This window comes from Streptomyces sp. NPDC002643, from assembly GCF_053592555.1.
On sequence record NZ_JBSFVY010000003.1, the window covers coordinates 58,777 to 83,857 of the forward strand.

Consider the following 25,081-nt stretch of genomic DNA (forward strand, 5'->3'; position numbering starts at 1 on the left):
GGTGCCCGCGATTGTAGAAGCTCTTCCGTCCGAGGAGTCGGGGGAGGCTTCCTGAGGCCCTTCCCAAGGGCCCGGCTTTCCTGCTATGAGTAACTCACTAGTTCGTACATTACTGTGATCGTTGAGCGCTCAGGAGGCCCGTCGTGCCCAAGGACTCATATCTCGTCGGGCTCATCGGCTCCGGAATCGGGCCCTCGCTCAGCCCCGCGCTGCATGAGCGGGAGGCCGATCGGCAGGGCCTGCGCTATCTGTACCGGCTGATCGACCTCGACACCCTCGGGGCCGGGCCGGAGGCCGTCGGCGATCTGGTGCGCGCCGCCCGTGACCTGGGCTTCGACGGGCTGAACATCACCCATCCCTGCAAGCAGCTCGTCATCGACCACCTCGACGGACTCGCGCCGCAGGCCGCCGCGCTCGGCGCGGTCAACACCGTCGTCTTCGAGGAGGACGGTCGGGCCGTCGGCCACAACACCGACGTCACCGGGTTCGCCGCGTCCTTCGCCCGGGGGCTGCCGGACGCTCCGCTGGAGAAGGTGGTGCAGCTCGGGGCCGGGGGAGCGGGGGCGGCGGTCGCCCACGCCATGCTCACGCTGGGGGCCGAGCGGATCACCGTGGTCGACGCGGTGCCGGAGCGGGCGGGCGGCTTGGCCGCCGGGCTCAACCGGCATTTCGGCGCGGGGCGTGCTGTTGCCGCGACGCCGGACTCTCTTCCGGGACTGCTGGCCGAGGCCGACGGCGTCGTCCACGCCACGCCTACCGGGATGGCGGCGCATCCGGGGTTGCCGTTTGCCGCGGAGCTGTTGCATGGCGGGTTGTGGGTGGCCGAGGTGGTGTATCGGCCGTTGGAGACGGAGTTGTTGCGGGTGGCTCGGGCGGTCGGCTGTGCCACGTTGGATGGGGGTGGGATGGCTGTGTTCCAGGCTGTGGATGCGTTTCGGTTGTTCACCGGGTGTGAGCCGGATGTTGCGGCGATGTTGGCGGATATTGGTGAGTTGGCTGGGGTGGTGGGGGTGCGGAACTAGGCGCCGTGGGGGGTGCGCGGTTTGTCGGCTGCGGCGCCGTCGTGGCTGGTCGCGCAGTTCCCCGCGCCCCTTTGATGAGGGCTTCGCCCCATCAAAGGGCCGCCCCCCGGTAGTACCTGGTAGCCCCATAGATCCGTAGGAGAAAGTCATGCGTACCTCCATCGCCACCGTCTCCCTCAGTGGGTCTCTCACCGAGAAGCTCAGTGCTGCCGCTCGGGCCGGCTTCGACGGGGTAGAGATCTTTGAGAATGATCTGTTGGCCAGTCCGCTCTCGCCGGAGGACATTCGTGCTCGGTGTGCGGATCTGGGGCTGAGTATCGATCTGTATCAGCCGATGCGGGACATCGAGGCCGTGCCGGCGGAGGAGTTCGCGCGCAATCTGCGGCGGGCCCGGCACAAGTTCGAGCTGATGCGGCGGCTGGGGGCCGACACCGTGCTGGTGTGTTCCAGCGTGCATCCGCTCGCCGAGGACGATGACGCCCTGGCCGCCTACCACTTGCGGCAACTCGCCGATCTGGCCCAGGACTTCGGGATCAGGGTGGCGTACGAGGCGTTGGCCTGGGGGCGGCATGTCAGTACGTACCGGCATGCCTGGCGGATCGTCGAGGCGGCCGATCATCCGGCGCTCGGGACGTGCCTCGACAGTTTTCACATCCTCGCCCGGGGGTCCGATCCGAAGGGGATCGAGGACATTCCGGGGGAGAAGATCTTCTTTCTGCAGCTGGCCGACGCGCCGTTGATGGCCATGGATGTGCTGCAGTGGAGTCGGCACTACCGGTGTTTCCCCGGGCAGGGCGGCTTCGATGTCGCGGGGCTGGTGAAGCATGTGATCGCCGCCGGGTACGACGGGCCGCTCTCCCTGGAGGTCTTCAACGATGTGTTCCGGCAGGCCGAGGCGGGGCCCACCGCCGTCGACGCGCATCGGTCGCTGCTGACGCTTCAGGAGGCCGCCGGGATCGCCGCTCTGCCGGAGGCGGTCGTGCCCACGGGTGTCGCCTTCGCCGAGGTGGTGACGCCGGACGCCGAACCGGTGGGCGCGCTGCTCGGGGCGCTCGGGTTCACCCGGGCCGCCCGGCACCGCGGCAAGCCGGTGGACCTGTGGCAGCAGGGCGACGCCCGGGTGCTGGTCAACACCGGTCCGGCCGCCCGGCGCGACGGCACCCAACTCGCCGCGATCGGGCTGGAGTCCCCGGACCCGGCCGGCGCCGCCCGCCGCGCCGAGGCCCTGCTCGCCCCGGTGCTGCCCCGCCGGCGCGGCCCCGAGGACGTCGCCCTCGACGCCGTGGCCGCCCCCGACGGCACCGAACTCTTCTTCTGCGCCCCCACCGACACCTCCAACGCGCCTGGCGCCTCCTACCGGCCCGCCCCTCCCCCCGTCGACAGCTCGAACGCGCCCGGCGCCTCCGCCGGCCCACGGCCTCCCCACTGGACCCATGACTTCCAGCCACTGAGCCACGCCGAACCCGGCCGGGGGCATGTCCACCGCGTCGACCATCTCGCCCTCACCCAGCCCTGGCACCAGTTCGACGAGGCGGCGCTCTTCCACCGCACGGTGCTCGGGCTCGACGCCCGGGAGAGCGTGGATGTCGCCGACCCCTACGGACTGTTCCGCAGCCGCCCCGTGTGCAACGCCGACGGCAGTGTCCGTATCGCCCTCAGCGTGGGGCCCGCCCCGACCGACGACATCGCACGCTCCCAGCACATCGCGTTCGCCACGGACGACGTGGTCGCCGCCGCGCGTGCCTTCCGTGACGCCGGGGGCCGTCTGCTCGCCGTGCCCGCGAACTACTACGACGACCTCGCCGCCCGATTCGAGTTCGACGACGGCGAGTTGGACACCTACCGCGAACTCGGCGTCCTCTACGACCGTGACGCCGACGGCGCGTTCCGCCACTGCTACACCGAGACCGTGGGGCGGGTGTTCTTCGAGCTGGTGCAGAGGGACGGCGGCTACCGGGGCTACGGGGCCCAGAACGCGCCCGTGCGCCTCGCCGCCCAGCATGGGCGACGACCGCTCAGGTGACACGACTTCCCGTACGGCGGACGACGGACCGCCGACGCACGGTCACTGACGGCTGACCGTGCGCGTCACACCCGTGACCACCGTCGTCGCCAGAATCCAGCCGGTGATGACGAGGACGTACGACAGCCACTGCGCCCAGCCCTCGGGCGCGTAGGCGCGCTCCTGGCCGAAGTCGATGACGGGCAGCAGCAGATCGAGGGTGTAGAAGACGGGGTTGAAGTCCGGGGCCTCGTCGGCCTTGAGCGGGCTCGGCTCGTGCAGGGCGTAGGCGAGTGAGCCGATCACCATCAGGGAGAGCAGCCACACAGCGGCGCGCAGGGGGCGGAAGCCGTAGCCGACGGTGGCGTCCTGGACATAGCCCCAGATCCGGCCGTACCAGGCGAGGGTGGTCCGGTGGCGGCGCTGCTTGGCGAGTTGGACGCGGCGGGCCTCGGCGTCGTCGCCCGTGCGGCGGTACGCCTCGGTCAACTGCTCGTAGGAGTAGGGGACATAGCCGTCGCCGTCGCGCTCCACCATGGGCAGCCGGGCGTCGGCCGGCTCATGGGGCATGAGCGTGGTGTAGGTGAGGTTGTTCAGGAGGACCTTGTCGGGCAGGACGTCCGGCTCGACGAACAGGACCTCTATCTGTGAGCGGCGCAGATTGAGAGTGCCGTCGATCTTCGGGCCCGCGCGCAGCCAGAGTTCACCGATCGTGCCACTGCTCACCCGCAGGGCCGTGCCACCGGGGTGGGAGAACTGGGCGTACGACATCTCCAGCCGGCCCTCGACACGCGCGCCGCGCAGATCGATCCGGCCCCGGGTCCTCGCGTGCCGCATCAGGACGTCGGAACCCGCGCTCAGCCGCTCGGCCTTGAGCACCGTGCCGCCGGGACGGCTGAGGTGGGCGTGCGCGAGGTCGATCATGCCGTTGACGGTGGCGTCGTTCAGCCGTATCTCGCCCCGCGCGCGCAGCCCGGGGGCGCACAGGTCGTCGTTGATCTCGGCCTGGTTGAGCTGGAGCACGGCCTCGCCGTCGGGCGACTCGTCGAAGTACGCCCGTTGGAGATACAGGGCCCCGGAGATCTGCGCCCCGCCCAGCCGCAGCGGGCCCCGGAACCGGCACTCGGTCATCCTGAGACTGCCGTCGATCCGGATGCGCGGCAGCCGCAGGCCGGGGAAGACCGAGTTGTTGAGCTTGACGTAGTGGAGCTGGGCGCCCGACCAGTCGGGGACGGTGTCGAAGTGGCAGTGGCTCAGCCGGATGACACAGTCGGTCGTCGCGTACCGCAGGTCCAGCGCTCCGGTGACACGGGCGCCGGAGACCTTCAACGCGGCGATCTCGCCCTCTTCCTGAGGCTCCGTCAGCAGCAGCGCACGCAGCACACTCGCCCGTACCGTGCGCTCCGGACCCCAGGTGTGCCCCTCGGTCGCCTCCTCGTCCGCGGCGGTACGGAAGTCCACGGCGACACCCTTGGGGAACGCCTCCCACACGCGCCGCTCGGCCTCGGTCAGCTCGTCGATGATCATCACTGGGGAGTCTCACCCGGAACGGTGTAGCGGTCAACCGTCCGGGTGAGCCCCCGAGTTGCCGGAGGCCATCGCCCTGGTGACCCCGGCCCTTCCCCGTGACTAGTGACCCCAGACCTCCGCGTGGGCGCGATGGGCGTCCGTCAGGCCGTTCACGAAGAACTTCTCGTAGTACTCGTCGTCCACATGGTGGACCTGGAGCCAGACGCCGGGGACATGGATGGCGTCGGTGTGGGCCGGGAAGCGGCCGTGGGTGCGCAGGATGTACTCACAGATGTCCTGGGCGCAGTCGATGACCCGCTGGTCGTACTCGCTGGCCTCCGTGAGGTACCGCTGGCCGTAGTCCTCCCGGTAGATCCGCGCGAACACATCCCGGTCGGTGTAGACACCGCCCCGGCCGAACTTCTTCTCGATGGTCCTGTCCACCACCTCCGACATGCTCCTGTGGACGGGCGGGCACGCGGCGGCGATGAGGTCCTCGCCGGTGTCGGGCGCCCGCAGCCGCACCGGGTGCGAGCGTATGTTCGTGTACTTCGGCAGCGGGATGTGCCAGCGCACGATGTCGGCGAGGCGCCAGCGCGGGGTGACGAACTCGAAGCCGAGCATCCTGCCGTACTTCCGGGAGAACTTGGGGTCGCCGAGGGCGATCTGCGGGTTGATGGTGGCGTGAATCCAGGCGCCCAGGCCCATCGCCTCGGCGGTGAGCATCAGGTTCTGCAGCAGCAGATCGGCCTCGATCTGGGTGCGCATGGGGCCGAGGGCGCCGAGCGGCAGCTTGATGTCCTTGTTGAGGAAGCCGTTCCGCACCCACTTCCTCACCCCCGCGGAGCGGTAGAAGTTGCGGTCGTCCACGAAGGTGGGACGGGCCCCGTCCGGCTGCGTCAGCAGATACATCAGCGCGTTGACGTACTGGTGGGAGAGGTCCACCACCGGGAACAGCAGCGTCGTCCCGGGGAGGTTGGACAGGAAGCGGTTGGAGTCGAGGTACGCCGGGAAGTCCCGGCTGCCCGGTACGTCCAGCCGGTGGTCCAGAACCTTCACCTTGGCCGCCTGCGCCCGCGCCAGCAGGGTCTCGGCGTCGAACGGCTCGTGCGGCGCCGGCTCCAGCTTCCGCAGGAAGTAGGTGCCCGAGTCGTTGACCAGGAAGAAGTGGGTGCCCTGGGCGTTGTCGGGGCTCCCGGCGGTGCGGCCCGTCATCGTCAGGTTCGGCTTGGACATGATGGGCGTGCCGTTGGTCGGGTCCTCGAAGGGCCGGTCCGGCATGGTCAGCCCCGTGGAGCCGGTGATCGCGATCAGCACCGCCTCCTCCAACTCGCTGAGGGGCCGCGCCTTCTGGGCGGACTTGTAGGTCATGGTCCCGGCGGACACCAGGGCACCCCGGCTCACCCGGTGCGTACGCCGCCGCCACACCGTACGCAGCAAGGGGCGCGCGAAGAGATCGGCGAGCCCGGAGTGAGCGGAAGTGGCCGTACCGGCGAGGCCCGACGGCTGGTCGGGTCCGGCGAGGGCCGGGTGCTGCTCGGGTGCGGCCGTGCCGAGCGGCTCCTCGGCCGCGGGCACGCCGGACGTGTTGTCGGTGAAGGTCATGCTGTTCCCCCGTTGTGTTCCGGGCCCGGGGTGTCCCCCACCCCGGGCCGTCTGTCACGGCGTCATGGTGAACCGCCGCTGTCGCTCGTGCCGTTGGTGTCGTCGGCCCTGCCGGTGCGGCCCGTGCCGTTGGTGTCGCTCGGCGGCCGTACCGTCCGCCACGGTGCGAAGGCGCTCGCCCCGCGTGGCAGCAGCGGCGCCAGCTCCGGGCAGTGCCGCAGGACGACGGAGTTCATCCCGTTCCTCTCGACCCAGTCGATACCGAGCGGGGTGTAGATCTCCGGCCGGTAGTCCACGGTCAGGAAGCGGTCGCTCTGCAGCCGCCGGCTGGCCATCAGGACGAAGATCCGGAACGCGGTGTCGCTGAACCCGAAGCCCTCCGGCGGGTTCTCCGCGAACAGCCCCACCACGGTGTCGATCTCGTCGACATCGCGATAGACGTCCTTCAACCGGGCCAGCGTCTCCGCGTTCCCCGTCAGCTCCTCGAAGGACCTGATGCGCGGCATGTGCAGCCCCGCCCGGAAGTCGTTGTAGCGCGGCACCCCGCGCCGTCGCGTCCGTACCAGGTCGACCACCGACAGATCGACGATCTCCCCGTCGCGCTCGAACCGCTGGAGCGAGCGCGGGAAGTTGTGCAGGGTGATCGCGCCCGGGTGGGCGATCCCGAACGAGTACAGCGAGTTGGCCAGCCCCGTCTTGCGGATCTGCGTCTCCGCCGCCCCGCCCTGGATGTCGAGGAAGTCCACCGTCTCCAGCCGCCGCCCGAACTGGTGCTCGCGCAACTCGTAGTCGTCCGGGATCAGCGGATGCATCCGGTACACGGTCACGAAGTCCTCGGTGAGCGAGTACGGCGCCGCGTGATGGTCCGGCAGGGTCTTCGGGATACCCGTGAGCGAGTGCGACTCGAACAGCCACAGGCCCAGCTCGTTGAGCCAACTCTTCGGCGGCCCCTGCCAGTTGGTCTTCAGGGCGATGTCGATGGCCTTGGTGGCGAGGATCGCCGGGGTCCACTCCACGGTGTGGATCTTCGCGATCAGCGCGGAGACCACCAGCCGTGCCGTGTGGTAGATCCGCTCCTCGCTCATCGTCGGATACTCGGCGCGCAGCGCCTTGCAGACGGCGTTGTGCTCGCGGGCGAACAGCGTGTGCATCGCGCTGAGCCCCATCCACCAGCTCTCGTTGAACCCGGTGAGCGGAATCCCGTTGCCGCTCATCGGCAAGTGGCCGTCCTCCAGACGCAGTTCGGCACCCCCGTCCGGCGCCCGCAGAAAACGCGCGGTCTGCTCGTCGGCGCCGTACACCTCGGAGCCGTCCCACCAGTGCGAGGCGCTGTTGGCGAACAGGATCGGCGGCTGCCCCGGCCGCTCGATGCCCTCGTTCTCCGCGAACCGCATCACGCGCTCGGTCGGCCCGCCCGGTACGTTCTGCCAGTTCTCGTCGAAGCCGGGCGGCAGCGGCACCTCCACACTGCGCTCACCGGGCTTGTACCGCCGGTGGTTCACCCAGTCGTGCACCTGGAACTGAATCCACGCCGCCGCGAGCACGTTCAGCGAGGTCGCCGGCACGAAGCTCTCGCGGTACAGCAGCTGCCGGCTGACGGTCACCGGATTCGGCGTGTCGAAGAGGTCGGGCCGGTGGTCGGGCTTGAGGTTCCGCCCGAAGGCCGCCCCGACCGCCCCCATCGCCGGCTCCGACAGATCGTTGTACGTCCCGTCGTACGACCGCTCCGTGCGCAGCCGCTCCGGGATCGGCTCGGGTACGGGCTGGGCCCTGGGGGGTGCCTCGCGCACCTCGGTGTCGATCAGGTTGAGCCGCCTCAGCACCCGCCGCAGGAACACCAGGTTCAGCAGGCTCAGCGACACCGGCAGCCGATGCCAGGGGACGTACCGGTTGAGCAGCGCGAAGAGGGCACCGGCGAAGCGGCCGAGGACCTTGTTGCGCAAGGGTTCCTCGGTGACGAAGCGAAGTCCCAGCCGATGGGCGCCGCTCGCCTGGTACCCGGACTTCCGCGCCCGGTTGATGTTCCCCAGTGGCCGGAACTCATCGGTCGTGTACCACGGGTTGAAGACGAGTTCCTCGATCCGCCGCGCCGCCGCGAGCGCCTCGGCACCGTCCAGCTCCTGGCGCGGGAGGGTGAGCCGCGCGACGGGTACCGCCGGCGCCACCTCGTCCCGCCACTCCACCGCCGCGTCCTCCACCGGCGTACGCCGCTCGTCCACGAACCGCTGTACGCACAGGTCGTACGCCACGTCGGCCCGCGCGAGCCGCCGCGCGAACTCCCGGTGCAGGAAGTCGGGGTCACGTCGGTCCGGGGCGGGCGCGGACGGTGTGCCGGGAGCGGGCCGCAGTACGTAGCGCACGGGCCCGGCGTCTCCCCACAGAAGGGCGCCGCGACTCCAATAGGTCTCCGTGGCAAGGGAGTTGACCGTACGCCGGGTGGCGTCCCGGACGTTCCGCCGCATCCGGGCGGCGGTCTTGAAACCCACGGCCAACGGCAGTTTCACCAACAGTCCGAACGCCTTCTGCCAGCGGCTGCGCGCCCCCGCCATGGCCTTGGCGAACGCCACGAACTCCCGCGCGTCACTCGCGTGCGACACCGGATGACTGGTGGCCAGCAGATCATGGCTCTCGTCCGCCGACACCCGCACCCGTACGGCCGCGCCCCGCAGGTCGGGGGAGCCGTCGCCCTGGCGGATACCGCTGGCGTTGGAGAGCCGGACCGTCGCCGGGTACTCGGCGCCGGGCTGGGCGAAACCGACCCGCAGGGCCTCGGGCAGATCGTCGTGGAACCGCAGCTTCGCGTTCTCGACCGCCACCGGGGCCTTCGCGTGGAACGTCCGCGCGAGCGAGCCGCCCCCGGCCCGCCGGTTCCTGATCTGGACGTCCATCAACTCACGCGCCAACCGCGCGAAGACAAGCCGCTCGGCCTCCGGGCTGCCGCCCTCATACCGTTCGAATCGCTGATTGTGCTGCCCGGTCTCGGCCATCGGTTGTTTCCTTCGTACGGACGCTGATGGACATGCGTACGGGATGCATACGGGACAGGGGCCGCACGCTACCGGCGACAGGGTTCCGGCCACAGCGACAGTTCACGCCATGTACACATCTGACAATAATGCGGATGACTTTCGCATTCTGGCACGTCGTCCGGTGGCGCGATTCCCACCGCTGCGCCACATGAGTGGCGGCGTTCCGGCGTTCCGGCGATACGGGCGAACGACGCCGGGGGTGTGCCCGTCGCGGGCTCGGCGCTAGCGTGATCGGCGTGACGGCGGACAGCGCGAGTGGGAGCAGGGGCGGGGCCGGAGAAGCCGAACAGGCCGACGAAGCGGCGGCCGGAGGCCGTGGCGAGGCGCTGGTCGGTGGCGAGGCGCTGGTCGGTGGTGTGGCGAACAGCGGGGCGGTGTTCCGACGGGGCACGGTGGTCGACCGCCCGGCACCACGGTCCGCACCCGCCCTCCACACCCACCTCCGCGCACTGCGACGCCATGGCTTCGACGGGGCGCCGCTGCCCGTGGAACTCACTCCGGACGGCCGTGAGCGGCTGACGTACCTCCCCGGCGAAGTGGCCCTGCCGCCCTTCCCGCGCTGGGTGTTGACGGACGAGGCGCTCATGTCGGTGGGCCGGCTGCTGCGGCGGCTGCACGACGCGAGCGCGGCCGCCCCACCGGACCCGAGGGCCGACTGGCCGAGCGACATGGCCGACCCGGAGGGCGGCCCGATCCTCTGCCACAACGACGTCTGCCCCGAGAACGTCGTCTTCCGTGACGGCCGCGCCACCGCCCTCATCGACTTCGACCTCGCCGCCCCGGGCCGCCCGATCTGGGACCTGGCGATGACGGCCCGCTACTGGGTCCCGATGCTCGACCCCGAATCGGCGGCGCCGCTCTATCCGAGCGACGCCCTGGACGCGCCCCGGCGCCTACGCGTCCTCGCCGACGGCTACGGACTCCCCTCCCGGGAACGCGCCGAACTCCCCGAGGCCGTGGAGCGGGCCACGGCGGTCTGCCGCGCCTTCGTCGAGACACGTGTGGCCCAGAAGGACCCCACCTTCGTGAAACTGTTCTCCGACCGTGGCGGCCGAGCCCGCTGGGACCGCGTCCAGACGTGGCTGACCACCCACCGCGACGACTTCACGGCCGCCCTCGGACAAAGACAGTGACCCTCGCCCGGCCCCTACTGCTTGGTCGACTCCACCGCATGCCCCCCGAACTGGTTGCGCAGGGCGGCGATCATCTTCATCTGGGGGGAGTCGTCCTGGCGGGAGGCGAAGCGGGCGAAGAGGGACGCGGTGATCGTGGGCAGGGGGACGGCGTTGTCGACGGCCGCCTCGACCGTCCAGCGGCCCTCACCGGAGTCCTGGGCATAGCCCTTCAGCTTGTCCAGGTGCTCGTCCTCGTCCAGCGCGTTGACGGCGAGGTCGAGAAGCCAGGAGCGGATGACGGTCCCCTCCTGCCAGGAGCGGAACACCTCCCGCACGCTCTCCACCGAGTCGACCTTCTCCAGCAGCTCCCAGCCCTCGGCGTACGCCTGCATCATGGCGTACTCGATGCCGTTGTGGACCATCTTCGAGAAGTGCCCGGCGCCCACCTTCCCGGCGTGGACGTATCCGTACGGCCCCTCCGGCTTGAGCGCCTCGAAGATCGGGTGGAGCCGGTCCACATGCTCCTTGTCGCCGCCGACCATGAGCGCGTAACCGTTCTCCAGGCCCCACACACCACCGGAGACACCGGCGTCGACGAAGCCGACGCCCTTCGCAGCCAACTGCTCCGCGTGCTCCTCGTCGTCCGTCCAGCGGGAGTTGCCGCCGTCGACGACCGTGTCGCCGGACGAGAGCAGGTCACCGAGTTCGTCGATGACGGACTGGGTGGCGGCACCGGCCGGGACCATCACCCACACCGTGCGCGGGGCTTCGAGGCCCTGGACCAGTTCGGCCAGGCTGCCCACGTCGGAGACCTCGGGGTTGCGGTCGTAGCCGATGACGGTGTGGCCCGCGCGGCGAATCCGCTCGCGCATGTTGCCACCCATCTTGCCGAGACCGATGAGTCCGAGCTGCATGTCAGTTCACTGCTCCCTTGGAGTCGAAAGCGTCATGGCCGTTGTGCCCGCCGCGCAGCGCCACCGCGTACATCTCGTCCGCGTCCAGCCGGCGCAGCTCCTCGGCGATCAGCTCCGAGGTGGGGCGGACCTTCAGAGCCAGCGTCCGGGACGGCTGACCCGGGAGGGTGAGCGTGGCGAGGGGCCCCTCGGGGCGGTCGATGACGACCTCGCCCTTGGCCGTGCCGAGGCGTACACCCGTCACCACCGGCCCGGCGGTGGTGATCCGCTCCACGGTGACGCGCAGCCGCGCCTCCAGCCAGCGGGCCAGCAGTTCGGCGCTCGGGTTCTCCGCCTCGCTCTCCACGGCCGCCGAGGTGATGGTCTCCTTGGCCTGGTCGAGGGCGGCGGCCAGCATCGAACGCCAGGGCGTCAGCCGGGTCCAGGCGAGGTCGGTGTCACCCGGCGTGTACGACTTCACCCGCTGCTCCAGCGAGGTCAGCGGCGCCTCAACCGCGTACATGTCGGTGATCCGGCGCTGGGCGAGCGCCCCCAGCGGGTCCTTGGAGGGGATTTCCGGCGCGTTCACCGGCCACCACACCACCACCGGCGCGTCCGGCAGCAGCAGCGGCAGGACCACCGAGTCCGCGTGGCCGGAGACCTCGCCGTACGTCCTGAGGATCACCGTCTCGCCGGTGCCCGCGTCCGCGCCGACCCGTACCTCGGCGTCCAGATGCGACTTGGTGCGGTCCTTCGGGGTGCGGGCGTGCCGCTTGATGACGACCAGGGTGCGCGAGGGGTGCTCGTGCGAGGCATCCTCGGCGGCCTTGATCGAGTCGTAGGCGTTCTCCTCGTCCGTGACGATGACCATCGTCAGGACCATGCCCACGGCCGGTGTGCCGATGGCCCGGCGGCCCTGCACCAGGGCCTTGTTGATCTTGCTTGCCGTGGTGTCGGTCAGGTCGATCTTCATGGCCTGCGCCAGCTCCGTCCGTCTCGTGCGAGCATCTCGTCGGCTTCCTCGGGGCCCCAACTGCCCGAGTCGTACTGCGCGGGCCTGCCGTTCTCGGCCCAGTACTCCTCGATCGGGTCCAGGATTCTCCAGGACTCCTCCACCTCCTGATGACGGGGGAAGAGATTGGCGTCACCGAGCAGCACATCAAGGATCAGCCGTTCGTACGCCTCCGGGCTGGACTCCGTGAACGACTCGCCGTACGCGAAGTCCATGGTGACGTCCCGGATCTCCATCGAGGTACCCGGCACCTTCGAGCCGAAGCGCACGGTCATCCCCTCGTCGGGCTGCACCCGGATGACGACCGCGTTCTGGCCGAGTTCCTCGGTGGCGGTGGAGTCGAACGGGGAGTGCGGAGCACGTTGGAAGACCACCGCGATCTCCGTGACCCGGCGGCCGAGACGCTTGCCGGTGCGCAGATAGAAGGGGACGCCCGCCCAGCGGCGGTTGTCCACGCCCAGCTTGATCGCCGCGTAGGTGTCGGTCGTCGAGGACGCGTCGATGCCCTCCTCCTCCAGATAGCCCCGCACCCGCTCGCCGCCCTGCCAGCCGGCCGCGTACTGACCGCGCACGGTGTGCCTGCCCAGCTCCTCCGGCAGCCGAACGGCCCTGAGCACCTTCAGCTTCTCGGTGAGCAGCGACTCGGCGTCGAAGGCGGCCGGTTCCTCCATCGCGGTCAGCGCCATCAGTTGCAGAAGGTGGTTCTGGATGACGTCACGGGCCGAGCCGATGCCGTCGTAGTAGCCCGCGCGACCGCCGATGCCGATGTCCTCGGCCATGGTGATCTGTACATGGTCGACGAAGGACCGGTTCCAGATGGGCTCGTACATCTGGTTGGCGAAGCGGAGCGCCAGGATGTTCTGGACGGTCTCCTTGCCCAGGTAGTGGTCGATACGGAAGACCTGCTCCGGGTCGAAGACCTCGTGGACGACCTGGTTGAGGTCCATCGCGGACGCCAGGTCGTGTCCGAAGGGTTTCTCGATCACCGCGCGCCGCCAGGAACCCTCCGGCGGGTCCGCGAGACCGTGCTTCTTCAACTGCCGGACGACCAGCGGGAAGAACTTCGGCGGCACCGAGAGGTAGAACGCGAAGTTGCCGCTCGTACCCCGCGAGGCGTTCAACTCCTCGACGGCCTTGTGGAGTTTCCGGAACGCCTCGTCGTCGCCGAAGTCACCCGGGATGAACCGCATCCCCTCGGCGAGCTGCTGCCACACCTCCTCGCGGAACTCGGTACGCGCGTGCTCACGGACCGAGTCGTGCACGATCTGCGCGAAGTCCTCGTCCTCCCAGTCCCGTCGGGCGAACCCGAGGAGCGAGAAGCCCGGCGGCAGCAGACCCCGGTTGGCCAGGTCGTACACGGCCGGCATCAGCTTCTTGCGGGACAGGTCGCCGGTAACCCCGAAGATGACCAGCCCGGAGGGGCCCGCGATCCGGGGGAGCCGTCGGTCACCGGGGTCGCGCAGCGGGTTGTCCCAGTCGGAGACGTCCTCGCTGGTCAGGAGCTTCTGGGGCTCTGAGGTCGTTGTCGTTTCAGTGGTCACGGTGATCATCTTCCTTCAGCCGCTGGCGTCAACCACGGACGACGGCCGGTGATTCCCCCGCGCCGGTGACGACACGATGACCGTTCGAGAGCACGGCGGAGGGGCCCCACGCGGATGCGCGGAGCCCCTCTTCGTACGGGTGACGGGGCCGTCGCCGTGGACGGCCGGTCAGGGCGACGGCTCAGCGGCCGAAGTTGAACCAGTTCACGTTCACGAAGTCCTGGGACTGGCCGCTGGTGAAGGTCAGATAGACGTCATGCGTGCCGGTGACGCCGCTGATGTTCGCCGGGACCGTTCTCCAGGACTGCCAGCCGCCGGTGTTGGCGATGGCGAAGCTGCCGACGGGGGTGTTGGAGCGGCTGTCGAGGCGGACCTCGACCAGGCCGCTGACGCCGGTGTTCGCGCCGCTCGCGACGCGGGCGACGAACTGGGTGGCCGCCGTGGTACCGAAGGCGACGTCCTCGAAGAGGGCCCAGTCACCGTTGGCGAGGGAACCGATGTTCTGGCCGCCCCCGGTGTCGGTGGTCGTCTCGGTGCTGACACCGCTCTGGCTGTTGTACGACTCGGCCTCGATCGCGCTGTACGCGTCACGCGTGCCGGTCGGCGGGGGAGTGGTGCCGCTACCGGTGGACAGGACCTGGACATAGTCGACGAGCATGGGCACACCGGACTGGGTGCCACTGTCGAGGCCGCCGCCGAACGCGTCCGGGAAGGCGCCGCCCATGGCCACGTTCAGGATGATGAAGAACCCGTGGTTGGTGGCGTTGGACCAGGTCGTCGCGTCCATCTGGCTCGCGTTGACCGAGTGGAACTGGGTGCCGTCGACAAGGAAGCGGATCGTCTCCGGGGTCACCGAGCGGTCCCACTCCATGGTGTAGGTGTGGAAGGCCGACTGGCAGGTCGAGCCGGGACAGGCGGTGTAGCTGCCGAGGCCCGTCGTCTCGTTGCACGGGCCGCCGGGGTTGACGCCGCAGTGCATGGTGGCCCAGACGCGGTTGAGGCCCTGGACGTTCTCCATGATGTCCAGCTCGCCGACGCTCGGCCAGTTCTGGTAGTTGCCCCGGTAGGGGGCGCCCAGCATCCAGAACGCCGGCCAGTAGCCCTCGGCGGCCGTGCCGGTGACGTTCGGCATCTGGATACGGCCCTCGACGCGCAGCTTGCCGCCCGCCGGGGGCTGGAAGTCGGTGCGGTTGGTCTCGATACGGCCCGACGTCCAGTTGCCCGCCGAGTCCCGCAGCGGGGTGATCCGCAGATTGCCGTTGCCGTCCAGCGAGACGTTACTGGTGCTGTTCGTCATCGTCTCGACCTCGCCGGTGCCCCAGTTCGCGGGGCCGCCCGGATACGAGGTGCCGGTGGCGTACTGCCAGTTGGAGGTGTTGACGCCGGTGCCGGCCGTGCCGTCGAAGTCGTCGACGAAGACCTGCGTCCAGCCGGTGGGCGGGGTGGGCGCGGCCCCCTGCGCGGCGCTCGCCCCCGCCGCGGCCAGCGCCAACGCGCTGACGAGGGCGAGGAGTACGCGCCGGAGCGGACGGCGACGACGACCGTCGACGGGTATGCCGGAGGGTTCACTCATAGCGGCCTCTTCAGGTGTACGGAGTGAAGTGCGCGGGTGGGGGGCGCTCTGAGGGGGAGTCCGTCCTGAGAGCGCTCTCACGGAACGGTGTGCGTGACAATGTGCGCCCCGGCGCTGGGGTCGTCAAGAGTTAAAGCGGAGAAAGTCCGGGCGGGAGGGGTGAGTTCACGATGTGAAGACGCCTAGGGGCGGGGCGTCGCACTCGGCTCGTCCGGGCTCACGGAGAACACCGTGTCGCCGGCCATCGCCACGATCGCGTCCTCGACCAGCAGCACACTCGGCGGGACCTGGGTCGCGAGGGAACCGGGGTCGCCCACGGACTCCGTACGCCACAACTCGTCGCCCGTGGCGGAGTCCAGGGCCAGCAGCCGACCGAAGCGGTTGGCGAAGTACACCCGGTCGTGCTCCGTCGACACCGCGGGCACCGACAGGCTCTCGATGTCGGACGACGTCTCCCACCGCTCCTCCCCGTCGGTCGCCGACACGGCCGTCACGCTCCCGTCGGCCCGTACGAAGTAGACGACGTCGCCGACGAGCGAGATGGAGCCGCGCAGCTCCCGCTCCAGCGGAATCCGGGTGATCTTCCCGCTGTCGGGGTCCACCCGCAGCAGCGCGTCGTAGGGCCGCTCGTAGCCGCCCTCGAACACGTTCTCGGTGATCGCCGCCCCGAGGAAGAGGGGGTGATCGTCGAGGATTCCGAGGGAGAGGGACTTCGAGGGCAGGGTGGCGACCTCGCGCGCGGTGCCGTCGGCGGGGTCGAGTCGTACGAGGGTGACGGGTGCGAGGGAGGTCAGTTCGTCGCCCTGGTAGCACAGCCCGTACGGCACTCCGTCCAGGACGAGGGGTGTGCAGTCCTTTCCGTCCGGCATGGGCGTCCGCCACAGCCGCTCGCCCGACGCGGAGTAGGCCACGAACCGTGTGTTGCCCGGGCCCACGGCCAGCACACCGCCGTCGAAGAGATGGGCCGACCGGGTCGCGGACACGGATCTCGCCCAGCTCCGCTTCCCGGTCGCCGAGTCCAGGGCCGTCAGCAGGCGGCTGGAGGCGAGGTCATCGGGCTCCTCGAAGGCGTAGACCAGCCCGTCCCGGGCGCCGACCGGGCGCGAGGTCTGCGGCTGGGTTCCGTGCCACCAGCGCACGGTGCCGGTGGCGGCGTCCACCTTGGCGACGACGAAGCCCGTACCGCCGCAGTACAGATCGGTCCCGTCCGCTACGCACCCCGGTTCCATGTAACCGCTGGAGGTGGAGTCCAGGGGGGTGTCGAGGTCGTGCCTCAGCGCCGTCCGCCACGGGAGCCAGCCGGTGGGCAGGGACAGCCCGGGTGTGCCCCTGTCGAGGTCGCGGGACGCCGTGGACTCGGGCTCGGCGGAGGCGAACAGCAGGGCGCCGGTGAGCGCGGTGACGGTCAGGGCGGCGCCGAGGCCGATGAGGACCAACTGCCGCTTGGTGCGGCGCCGTTTGGCCGTCCGGTTCGATGCCGCACCGGCGGGGATGGGGGTGGGGGCGGGTGCGCGCAGGGAGGCGTTGTCGTAGGAGTCGGGCAACTCCCAGAGCAGGTGGTGCAGTTCGGTGAGGTCGGGGCGGGCCGCCGGGTCCTTCTGCAGACAGCGCTCGGCGACGGCCCGCAGCGGCTGGGGAACCGCGTCCAGCTCCGGCGCCTCGTACATCACCTGATAGCCCGCCATGTACGGGCTCTCCGCCTCGAACGGGCTGTTGCCGCTGACCGCGAACACCAGCAGCGAGCCCAGCGAGAACACGTCCGAGGCGCCGGTCACGTCACGGGGCGAGCGCAGTTGCTCCGGCGACATGAAGGGCGGGGTGCCGACGACCCGGCCGGTCCGGGTCAGCTGCTGGTTGTCGGCGGCGCGCGAGATGCCGAAGTCGATGACGCGCGGACCGTCCTCGGCGATCAGCACGTTCGCCGGTTTGAGGTCCCGGTGGACGACGCCCGCCGGTGGGGGTGCCCCCGCGCGAGCGAAGCCGAGCGTGGGGGAGGATGTCCCGCAGCGCCTCGGTCAGGCCGAGCGCCAGGGAGCGCAGCCGGGCCGCGTCCAACGGCCCTTCCTTGCGGACGAGTTCGAAGAGCGTGGGCCCGGGCACGTACAGGGTCGCCATCCACGGCCGTTCGGCCTCCGTGTCGGCGTCGACGACGGGCGCGGTGAACGCCCCGCTGACCCTGCGCGCCGCCGCGACCTCCTGCCGGAACCGCGAACGGAACTCCTCGTCCTCGCTGTACTGCGCGTGCACCAGCTTCACCGCGACCAGCCGCCCCGACGCGGACCGGCCGAGAAAGACGACACCCATACCGCCGGACCCGAGCCGGTCCAGCAGTTCGTACCCGCCCATGACGGTGGGGTCGTCGTCCCTCAGTGGCATTTCCCACCATGCTCATTCGTAGCTCAGACGTACGGCAGCTGCGGCACGTCAGCCTAGGCGATGCGAATGTGTGCGCGGTGACAAGGGGCGGGCGCCGGCCGGAACGGAACGGGGGAGTCCGGTGCGGCGGTCCGGGGGTCAGCCGGTGAGAGCGCTCCCCGCCTTCCAGTCCGCCCAGGAAAGGTTCCAGCCGTTGAGCCCGTTGGCGGGGTCCACGGTCTCCTCGCCGGAGTTCTTGACGACGACCACGTCCCCGAGCATCGAGCTGTCGTAGAACTGGTAGCCCGCGACCGAGCTGTCGTTCGCGCCTTTGCTGTCGTGCAGACCGACACAGCCGTGGCTGACGTTGGAGCCGCCGAAGACGGACTCGGCGGCCCAGTAGTTGCCGTGGACGAAGGTGCCGGAGGTGGTGAGACGCTGGGCGTGCGGTACGTCCTTGATGTCGTACTCGTCGCCGAGCCCGACCGTGGACGACTCCATCCGGGTCTCCTTGAACCGCTCGCTGATCACCATGATCCCGGACCAGGTGGTGTGCTCGGCGTCGCCGCCGGTGACGGGGTAGGTGGCGAGGGTCGCCCCGTCCCGTACGACGGTCATCTGTTTCGTCGCCAGGTCGACGGTGCTGATCTGCTCGCGGCCGATGTGGAAGGTGACGTCCTTGGACTGCGTCCCGTAGACGCCGTCCGCGCCCTCGACGTCCTTCAGCCGCAGCCCGAGCGTGATCGTCGTACCGGCCGCCCAGTAGGTCTCCGGCCGGAAGTCCAGCCGGGTGTCACCGAACCAGTGGCCGACCACCTCCACGGCGGGCTCGGCGGTCACCGTGATCGCCTTCTCCACGGCGGCCTTGTCGGTGACGGCCTGGGTGAAGTTGATCGAGACGGGCATGCCGACGCCGGAGGTGGAGCCGGCCTCCGGAGTGAAGTAGCCGACGAACGTGGCGGCCGGGGCGGCGGTGGTGAACGTCGCGGTCTCGGCGTCGCCGCCCTCGGGGGTGGCCGTGACGGTGTAGGTGGTGCCCGAGGAGGGGTGGGCGGAGGACGTCCACTTGGTGCCGGCGTCGTCGAGGGCGCCGGCGAGTTCGGTGCCGTCGGCGGCCGTGACCTTCACGCTCGCCAGCGTGCCGTTGGTCACCGTCACCTCGACCGGTTCGGTGAACGCCGCGTCCCGCGTACCGTCGGCGGGCGACACGGTGACCGCCGCCTCGGCCGCCTTGGCCGACGCGCTCGCCCCCGCGTCCCCGCTACGCGCCGAGGCGTCCGCCGACCCGCTGCACCCGGACAGCACGGCGACGGCGGGCACGGCCCCGAGCGCGGCCAGCACCCCGCGCCGCGACCACCGGCCGGACGACCCGGCCGCCTCGGCCCGCGCCGGAGCCTCCGGCCCGCGCGCCCCCTCCGGTGTCACCGACCTCGGTGACTCCTCCGGCCGCCGTCCGAAACGGTTTGATATCTGCGGGACGTCCACTGCGCGCCTTTCCTCTGTGATCAGGTCGATGTGTCTGCATCGTGCGCCGCGTTCCTGGGGCTGAGCTATGAGAAGGGGGTCCGTCGGCTGAGATTGCGCGGGCCCGATATTCGGTGGTCCCCGCCCGAGCCGACCCCGTAGCTTCGTCCCCATGGCGGACATTCACGGCACATGCGCGGAGCGCTTCGCCCCGGTGCGCGAAGCGCTCATCGCCTCGCTGGGCGGCAAGGACGTCGGCGCCTCGGTGGCGGTCTTCGTGGACGGGGAGCCGGTGGTCGACCTGTGGGGCGGGTACGCCGACGCGGACCGCACGACCCCCTGGGAGCGGGACACCATCTCCAACGTCTGGTCCACCACCAAGCCGATGGCCGCGCTCTGCGCACTGGTCCTGGCCGACCGGGGCGACCTCGACCTGGACGCCCCGGTGGCCGCGTACTGGCCCGAGTTCGCGGCGGCCGGCAAGGAGGGCGTACTCGTTCGCCATGTGCTGTCGCACACATCCGGACTGCATGTGTTCGACGCGCCGACGACGATCGACGACCTCTACGACTGGCCGACGATCACCGCCCGGCTCGCCGCGCAGACCCCGGCCTGGGAGCCGGGCACCGAGGGCGGCTATCACGCGGTGACGCAGGGCTATCTGATCGGCGAGATCGTGCGCCGTGTCACCGGACGCAGCCTGGGCGCCTTCTTCGCCGAGGAGATCGCGGGCCCGCTGGGCGCCGACTTCCACATCGGTCTCGCCGAAGAGCACGACCACCGGGTCGCGCCGATCATCCCGCCGCCCTCCTCCCCGCCTCGGGGGGACCGCAGGCCCAACCCGGCCATCTCGGGAGAGACGGCCAACACCCTCGCCTGGCGGCGCGCGGAGATCCCGGCCGCGAACGGTCACGGCAACGCCCGCTCGGTCGCCGCCGTCCAGTCGGTGCTTGCCTGCGGCGGCGCGGCACGCGGCGTACGACTGCTGTCGGAGAAGGGGTGCGAGCGGGCACTGGAGGAGCAGTTCCTCGGCACCGACCGCGTCCTCGGCGTACCGATGCGCTACGGCATGGGCTATGGCCTGCACACCGGCCAACTCCCCCACCCCCGCACCTGCTTCTGGGGTGGCTGGGGCGGCTCGATCGTCCTCGTCGACTTCGACGCCCGGATGAGCATGGCCTACACGATGAACCAGATGATCGACGAGGGCGGTCTCGGCGACGACCGGTCCTTCCTGCTCCTGGCGGCCCTCTACCAGAACCTCTGAGGCGACTGAGGCACCTGAGGCACCATCGGGCGGCTCCTCACGGGGCCGCCCGTTCGTGTGCCAGTGCGATGGGGTGAACCCCGATTTCTGATGTGTCGTAGGCGGCTGGCAAGATCGATTCAACCGCGGGGAACCAGAACGCCGAATTCCCCCTCTCTAGGGTCGGGGGGCACGCAGTTGATCACCGCGGCCCCTCATGACCAGCCGCAACAAGGTGTTCATGCCCTGTGCATGGTTGTGCCCCGTGGGCCCCATTCACCATCGGAGCACGACCGACCGCCGACGATCACCAGGAGTCCGTATGCCCAGCCGCCGTCGCTTTCTCGCCGGGACCGCCGCCGTCGGCGTGACCGGGGCGGCGACCGGATGTGTCGCCCACGAGGCACGCAAGGCGGCCGAACAGACCACGATGGAAGCGAGCCATCGTCCGGAGGTGTCGATCGTGCCGGCAGCCCAGGCCCCGGCCCAGCGGCTGAACTTCGTGGTGGTCCTCGCCGACGACCTCGGCTACGGCGAACTCGGCTCCTACGGCCAGAAGTTGATCAGCACCCCGCGCCTTGACGCCCTCGCCGCCGAGGGGCTGCGCTTCACCGACGCCTACTCGCCCGCCCCGGTCTGCGCCCCCGCCCGCTGCTCCCTGCTCACCGGCCTGCACAGCGGCCACGCCACCGTCCGTACCAACCCCTGGGGTCCCGGCGGCCAGAGCGGCCTCACCGAGGACGACTTCACCTTCGCCGAGGCCCTGCGCGCCCTCGGCTACCGCACCGGACTCATCGGCAAGTGGGGCTTCGGCCCCGAGCAGCCCAACCAGCCGAGCCATCCCAACGCCCGGGGCTTCGAGGAGTTCTACGGCTATCTGACGCACAAGCACGCCCACCAGTACTACCCGACGTACCTGTGGGACAACGACAGGAAGGAGCACATCCCCGAGAACGAGGGCGGCGCCAGGCACGTCTACGCGCCCGACCTCATCGAGGACCGCGCCCTCGGCTTCGTCGACGCCCACAAGGACGAGCCGTTCCTGCTGTTCCTCGCCCCGACCGTGCCGCACGCCCCCAGCCAGGACCCGGACCTCGGCCAGTACGCCGACAGGCCCTGGCCCCACCCCGACCAGGCGCACGCCGCCCAGGTCACCGGTCTGGACACCCTGGTCGGCAATGTCGTGGACCGGCTCAAGGCGCACGGCATCCACCGACGCACCGTCGTCCTCGTCACCAGCGACAACGGCCCCCACGAGGAGGGCGGTACGAACCCCGACCTCTTCGACGCGAACGGCCCGCTGCGCGGCTACAAGCGCAACCTCTACGAGGGCGGCATCCGCGTCCCGCTCATCGCCTGGTCCCCGCAGCGCGTCCCGGTCGGCACCACCGACCGGCCGACCCCGCTGATCGACCTGCTGCCCACGCTCGCCGAACTCGCGGGCGCTCCCGCCCCGTCCGACATCGACGGCCTCTCCGTGGCGCCCCTCCTGCGCGGCGCCCAGGGCCGCGCCGCCGAGCACGACCACCTGTACTTCTACCGCAACCACAACGGCGTCACCCCGCGTGCCGACCGCGTCGACCAGGGCCGGGCGAAGCGGGCCGCCGAGGCGCTGCGGCGCGGCGACATGAAGGCGGTCCGGTTCGCGCCGGGGCAGAACCGTGACGTGCCCGACAACCAGTGGCAGGTCGAGTTGTACGACCTCTCCCGGGACCCCGGCGAGAGCAACGACCTCGCGGCCGCGCGGCCCCGGCAGGCCGACGCGCTGGTGGCCCTGATGGGCATCTCGTGGGTGGAGAACTACCGGCGCAGGCCGTTCGGGGTGGACCTCCAAGTGACCCGGAAGAACGGCAAGTTCCTGGTGACGGCCACCTTCGCCAATGGCTCCGCCCGCCCGTGGACGGCCGCCCGGGTCGTCCTCACCGCCCCGAACCACTGGCAGGTACGGTCCCTCGGCCCGACGGCCACGGACCGTATCCGCTCCGGCGGCCGCCTGGTCACCCGCTGGGAGGTCACCCCGTCCGCCGACGCCACCCAGGGCTGGCTCACGGCCCGGGGCACCGCCACGCACACGGGTTCGACTGTGACGTACGCGTCGCAGAGGCTGGCGAAGAAGTAGCCGAGCGGCTCGGGAGGCCCGCGCGCCGGTGAAGTGGGGTCCGCCCCCGGCCCGCGTGTCCTTGGCCGGCGGCCGAGCAGCGGCACCGCGAGCCTCGGCCACCAACGCCACCGCTCATGTCCCCACGCTCAGCAGGCCGACGAGCCCCGCCCCGGGATCGCAGACCCTCGCCCCGGGATCGCCGAGCCCCGGCCGGGCTCGTCCGGCTGCCAGCCAAGGGCCCGGGAGATTCCGCGCGCGGCCACCCGTACCGCCGGTGTCAACACCGGGACCTGGGCGTTCAGTCGGGGCACCACCACCGAGACGGCGGCGACCACCGCACCGCCGGGCCCGCGTACCGGCGCCGCCACTGATAGGGCGTCCTCGGTGACCTGACGGCTGCTCACGGCCACGCCTGTACGCCGTACTTCGGCGAGCTCGCGCCGCAGCCGGGCGCCGTCGGTGATGGTGTACGGGGTGAAGGAGGCCAACTCGCCCCGGCAGTACTCCTCCTGCGACGCGGCATCACCGTGTGCGAGGAGTGCCAGACCGACCCCGGTGGCGTGCAGCGGCCAGCGGGCGCCCACCCGGATGTGGACGCCGACCGCCGAGCGCCCGGAGAGCCATTCGATGTAGACGACCTCGTCGCCGTCGCGCACCGCCAGCTGCACGTTCTCGTGCGTGGCCTCGTAGAGGTCCTCCAGGTAGGGCAGGGCGATCTGGCGGAGCGGGAGTCCGCGCGGGGCGAGCGCCGCGATCTCCCAGAGTCTGAGCCCCACGTGGTAGACGCCGGAGGCGTCCCGCTCCAGGGCGCCCCACTCGGTGAGCGCGCCGACCAGGCGGTGGGCCGTGGTGAGGGTGAGCCCGGCGCGGCGGCTGATGTCGGTGAGGGAGAGCGCGGGGTGGTCGTGGTCGAAGGCGGCCAGCACGGCGAGCAGCCGGTCGGGGGCCGAGCGGGCGTTCCCGGGCAGCGGCGGCGCGGCGTCGGCGGTCATCGGCATGGCGTCACCCCAGTCCGGCCTCGGCGACCTTCTGCAGCAGCGCGTGGAGCGTCTCGCGCTCGGTGGCGTCGAGGGGCCCCAGCAGTTCGTCGGTGACGCGCTGCCCGGCCGCGTCGGTGTCCCGCAGGAAGGAGCGGCCGTCCTCGGTGAGCACGATGATCCGGCTGCGGCGGTCGTCGGGGGAGGGACGGCGCTCGGCGAAGCCCAGCTTCTCCAGGTCGTCCACCAGGCCGACGATCGCGCTCGGGTCGTAGCCGAGGGACGCGCTCAGCTCCCGCTGGAGGGCGCCCGGCGTGGTGGCGAGGAGGCGGAGCAGGGCGTAGTGGCGCAGTCTGAGGCCCGACTCCTGGAGCGAGGCGTTGAACAACTGCCCGGAGCGCAGGCCCAGGCGGTACAGCAGATAGCCCGTGTCCGCGTGCAGCCCCCGCATCCACGGCTCACGCGCGTCGATCGAGGCGGAGTTCTGCGTCTGCTGGCCGGCGATGGCGGGCTCCCTGGTCTCTCGGGCCTGTTCTTTCGGATCAGGCCTGGCCGGGCCCCGAAGGGGGCGGCGCGTACGTACAGGCCCAGCATGCAGCAAAGCCCGAGTTCCAACAACTATTGACGTCAACAACTATTGCTCTTAACTTCGATTTCGAAGCCGCACTCCCATTCCGAAGACACGCGGACCCGAAGAACCGAAGGGACCCACTCGTGCCCAGCATCGATCTCACCGGCAAGGTCGCCGTCGTCACCGGCAGCGGTCGTGGCCTCGGACTGGCCTACGCCCAGGCGCTGGCCGCCGCCGGTGCCTCCGTGGTCGTCAACGACATCGACGAGGCCGTGGCCGAAGCGGCCGTGAAGTCCATCACCGAGGCGGGCGGCAGGGCCGTCGCCGAGGTCGTCGCGGTCGGCACCACCGAGGCCGCCGACCGGCTGGTGGGCCGCGCGGTGGAGGAGTTCGGGCGGCTGGACATCCTGGTCACCAACGCGGGCATCCTGCGCGACAAGGTGCTGTGGAAGATGTCCGACGACGACTTCGACGCGGTGATCACCACCCACCTCAAGGGCACCTTCACCTGCGCCCGGGCCGCCGCGATCCGCATGCGCGAGCAGGGCGAGGGCGGCTCGCTGATCCTCGTCGGCTCCCCGGCCGGCCAGCGCGGCAACTTCGGTCAGACCAACTACGCCGCCGCCAAGGCCGGTATCGCCGCCTTCGCCCGCACCTGGTCCATGGAGCTGGGCCGCGCCGGGATCACCGTCAACGCGATCATCCCGGTGGCCGCCACCGCCATGACCGAGACCATCCCGGTCTTCGCCCCGTACGTGGAGGCGCTGCGCGAGGGCAGGCCGTTCCCCGACTTCCTGCGCAAGGGCGAGGGCTTCGGCACCCCCGAGGACTGCGCGGCCCTGATCCCGTTCCTCGCCTCCGACGCCGCCCGAGGCGTCACCGGCCAGGCCATCGGCATCGGCGGCGACAAGGTGGCACTCTGGTCGCATCCGCAGGAGATCAGGACGGCGTACGCCAACGGCGGCTGGACCCCCGAGGCGCTCGCCGACGTCTGGCCGACCTCGCTGGGCGCCGAGCCCGAGACCGTGGGCATCCCCGCCCCGAAGATCCCGGAGGCGTGATGACC

At 70.6% G+C, this 25,081-nt stretch carries 17 protein-coding genes and 1 pseudogene; 6 read left to right on the forward strand and 12 right to left on the reverse strand.

Features of this window, described 5'->3' with window-relative positions:
- Positions 1-143: 143 nt before the first annotated feature.
- Complete coding sequence (locus ACWD4G_RS05100; protein ID WP_451290818.1) at positions 144-1,022, forward strand: shikimate dehydrogenase; 879 nt, start codon at positions 144-146, stop codon at positions 1,020-1,022.
- A gap of 148 nt (positions 1,023-1,170) precedes the next feature.
- Entirely contained in the window at positions 1,171-3,045 is a 1,875-nt protein-coding gene (locus ACWD4G_RS05105) for a bifunctional sugar phosphate isomerase/epimerase/4-hydroxyphenylpyruvate dioxygenase family protein (protein ID WP_451290819.1), read from the forward strand.
- Positions 3,046-3,087: 42 nt separating this feature from the next.
- Here ACWD4G_RS05105 and ACWD4G_RS05110 read toward each other — a convergent pair whose 3' ends face one another.
- The 3 genes from ACWD4G_RS05110 to ACWD4G_RS05120 form a co-directional block, all read right to left on the reverse strand.
- Positions 3,088-4,551 (reverse strand): membrane-associated oxidoreductase, encoded by a 1,464-nt coding sequence (locus ACWD4G_RS05110; RefSeq protein WP_451290820.1) that lies wholly within the window; start codon positions 4,549-4,551, stop codon positions 3,088-3,090.
- 102 nt (positions 4,552-4,653) lie between these two features.
- Positions 4,654-6,138 carry a hypothetical protein gene (locus ACWD4G_RS05115; protein WP_451290821.1) on the reverse strand — a complete coding sequence of 495 codons (1,485 nt, stop codon included), beginning with the start codon at positions 6,136-6,138 and terminating at the stop codon, positions 4,654-4,656.
- Positions 6,139-6,200: 62 nt separating this feature from the next.
- Complete coding sequence (locus tag ACWD4G_RS05120) at positions 6,201-9,125, reverse strand: peroxidase family protein (protein ID WP_451290822.1); 2,925 nt, start codon at positions 9,123-9,125, stop codon at positions 6,201-6,203.
- A gap of 368 nt (positions 9,126-9,493) precedes the next feature.
- Between ACWD4G_RS05120 and ACWD4G_RS05125 the strand changes: the two genes are divergently transcribed.
- Positions 9,494-10,300, forward strand: a complete 807-nt coding sequence (locus tag ACWD4G_RS05125; protein ID WP_451291138.1) for a phosphotransferase — start codon at positions 9,494-9,496, stop codon at positions 10,298-10,300.
- Positions 10,301-10,314: 14 nt separating this feature from the next.
- Here the strand turns inward: ACWD4G_RS05125 and gnd are convergent, their stop codons facing one another.
- The 7 genes and pseudogenes from gnd to ACWD4G_RS05160 form a co-directional block, all read right to left on the reverse strand.
- Positions 10,315-11,196: a phosphogluconate dehydrogenase (NAD(+)-dependent, decarboxylating) gene (gene gnd / locus ACWD4G_RS05130; RefSeq protein ID WP_451290823.1), complete on the reverse strand. Its 882-nt coding sequence runs from the start codon at positions 11,194-11,196 to the stop codon at positions 10,315-10,317.
- Position 11,197: 1 nt separating this feature from the next.
- Entirely contained in the window at positions 11,198-12,148 is a 951-nt protein-coding gene (gene opcA / locus ACWD4G_RS05135; protein WP_451290824.1) for a glucose-6-phosphate dehydrogenase assembly protein OpcA, read from the reverse strand.
- Positions 12,145-13,737 carry a glucose-6-phosphate dehydrogenase gene (gene zwf / locus ACWD4G_RS05140; protein ID WP_451290825.1) on the reverse strand — a complete coding sequence of 531 codons (1,593 nt, stop codon included), beginning with the start codon at positions 13,735-13,737 and terminating at the stop codon, positions 12,145-12,147. The genes opcA and zwf overlap by 4 nt, the downstream gene beginning before the upstream one ends.
- Positions 13,738-13,909: 172 nt before the next feature.
- Complete coding sequence (locus tag ACWD4G_RS05145; RefSeq protein WP_451290826.1) at positions 13,910-15,301, reverse strand: glycoside hydrolase family 16 protein; 1,392 nt, start codon at positions 15,299-15,301, stop codon at positions 13,910-13,912.
- A gap of 182 nt (positions 15,302-15,483) precedes the next feature.
- The gene (locus ACWD4G_RS05150) at positions 15,484-17,217 is read right to left on the reverse strand and encodes an outer membrane protein assembly factor BamB family protein (RefSeq protein ID WP_451290827.1); all 1,734 of its coding nucleotides are present in this window, start codon (positions 17,215-17,217) and stop codon (positions 15,484-15,486) included.
- 145 nt (positions 17,218-17,362) lie between these two features.
- Positions 17,363-17,677 (reverse strand): annotated as a pseudogene (locus tag ACWD4G_RS05155) (serine/threonine protein kinase); the annotation flags it as partial.
- 138 nt (positions 17,678-17,815) lie between these two features.
- Positions 17,816-18,997, reverse strand: a complete 1,182-nt coding sequence (locus ACWD4G_RS05160) for a L,D-transpeptidase (protein ID WP_451291139.1) — start codon at positions 18,995-18,997, stop codon at positions 17,816-17,818.
- Between the two features lie 295 nt (positions 18,998-19,292).
- Between ACWD4G_RS05160 and ACWD4G_RS05165 the strand changes: the two genes are divergently transcribed.
- Both ACWD4G_RS05165 and ACWD4G_RS05170 read left to right on the forward strand, forming a co-directional pair.
- On the forward strand, positions 19,293-20,387 hold the full coding sequence (locus ACWD4G_RS05165) for a serine hydrolase domain-containing protein (protein WP_451290828.1): 1,095 nt from the start codon (positions 19,293-19,295) through the stop codon (positions 20,385-20,387).
- Between the two features lie 301 nt (positions 20,388-20,688).
- Positions 20,689-22,485, forward strand: a complete 1,797-nt coding sequence (locus tag ACWD4G_RS05170; protein WP_451290829.1) for a sulfatase-like hydrolase/transferase — start codon at positions 20,689-20,691, stop codon at positions 22,483-22,485.
- Between the two features lie 128 nt (positions 22,486-22,613).
- Here the strand turns inward: ACWD4G_RS05170 and ACWD4G_RS05175 are convergent, their stop codons facing one another.
- Positions 22,614-23,465, reverse strand: a complete 852-nt coding sequence (locus ACWD4G_RS05175; RefSeq protein WP_451290830.1) for an IclR family transcriptional regulator — start codon at positions 23,463-23,465, stop codon at positions 22,614-22,616.
- 4 nt (positions 23,466-23,469) lie between these two features.
- Entirely contained in the window at positions 23,470-23,895 is a 426-nt protein-coding gene (locus tag ACWD4G_RS05180) for a MarR family winged helix-turn-helix transcriptional regulator (RefSeq protein WP_451290831.1), read from the reverse strand.
- A gap of 263 nt (positions 23,896-24,158) precedes the next feature.
- Here ACWD4G_RS05180 and ACWD4G_RS05185 point away from each other — a divergent pair, with 263 nt between their 5' ends.
- Entirely contained in the window at positions 24,159-25,076 is a 918-nt protein-coding gene (locus ACWD4G_RS05185; protein WP_451290832.1) for an SDR family NAD(P)-dependent oxidoreductase, read from the forward strand.
- Positions 25,077-25,081 lie beyond the last annotated feature (5 nt).

Bases quoted from the DNA above. Each gene is read 5' to 3' on its own strand.
- ACWD4G_RS05145 (WP_451290826.1), bottom strand. From the start codon at position 15,301: ATGAGTGAACCCTCCGGCATACCCGTCGACGGTCGTCGTCGCCGTCCG.
- zwf (WP_451290825.1), bottom strand. From the start codon at position 13,737: ATGATCACCGTGACCACTGAAACGACAACGACCTCAGAGCCCCAGAAG.
- ACWD4G_RS05165 (WP_451290828.1), top strand. From the start codon at position 19,293: ATGGCGGACATTCACGGCACATGCGCGGAGCGCTTCGCCCCGGTGCGC.
- ACWD4G_RS05120 (WP_451290822.1), bottom strand. From the start codon at position 9,125: ATGGCCGAGACCGGGCAGCACAATCAGCGATTCGAACGGTATGAGGGC.
- gnd (WP_451290823.1), bottom strand. From the start codon at position 11,196: ATGCAGCTCGGACTCATCGGTCTCGGCAAGATGGGTGGCAACATGCGC.
- ACWD4G_RS05170 (WP_451290829.1), top strand. From the start codon at position 20,689: ATGCCCAGCCGCCGTCGCTTTCTCGCCGGGACCGCCGCCGTCGGCGTG.
- ACWD4G_RS05115 (WP_451290821.1), bottom strand. From the start codon at position 6,138: ATGACCTTCACCGACAACACGTCCGGCGTGCCCGCGGCCGAGGAGCCG.
- ACWD4G_RS05175 (WP_451290830.1), bottom strand. From the start codon at position 23,465: ATGCCGATGACCGCCGACGCCGCGCCGCCGCTGCCCGGGAACGCCCGC.
- ACWD4G_RS05110 (WP_451290820.1), bottom strand. From the start codon at position 4,551: ATGATCATCGACGAGCTGACCGAGGCCGAGCGGCGCGTGTGGGAGGCG.
- opcA (WP_451290824.1), bottom strand. From the start codon at position 12,148: ATGAAGATCGACCTGACCGACACCACGGCAAGCAAGATCAACAAGGCC.
- ACWD4G_RS05180 (WP_451290831.1), bottom strand. From the start codon at position 23,895: ATGCGGGGGCTGCACGCGGACACGGGCTATCTGCTGTACCGCCTGGGC.
- ACWD4G_RS05105 (WP_451290819.1), top strand. From the start codon at position 1,171: ATGCGTACCTCCATCGCCACCGTCTCCCTCAGTGGGTCTCTCACCGAG.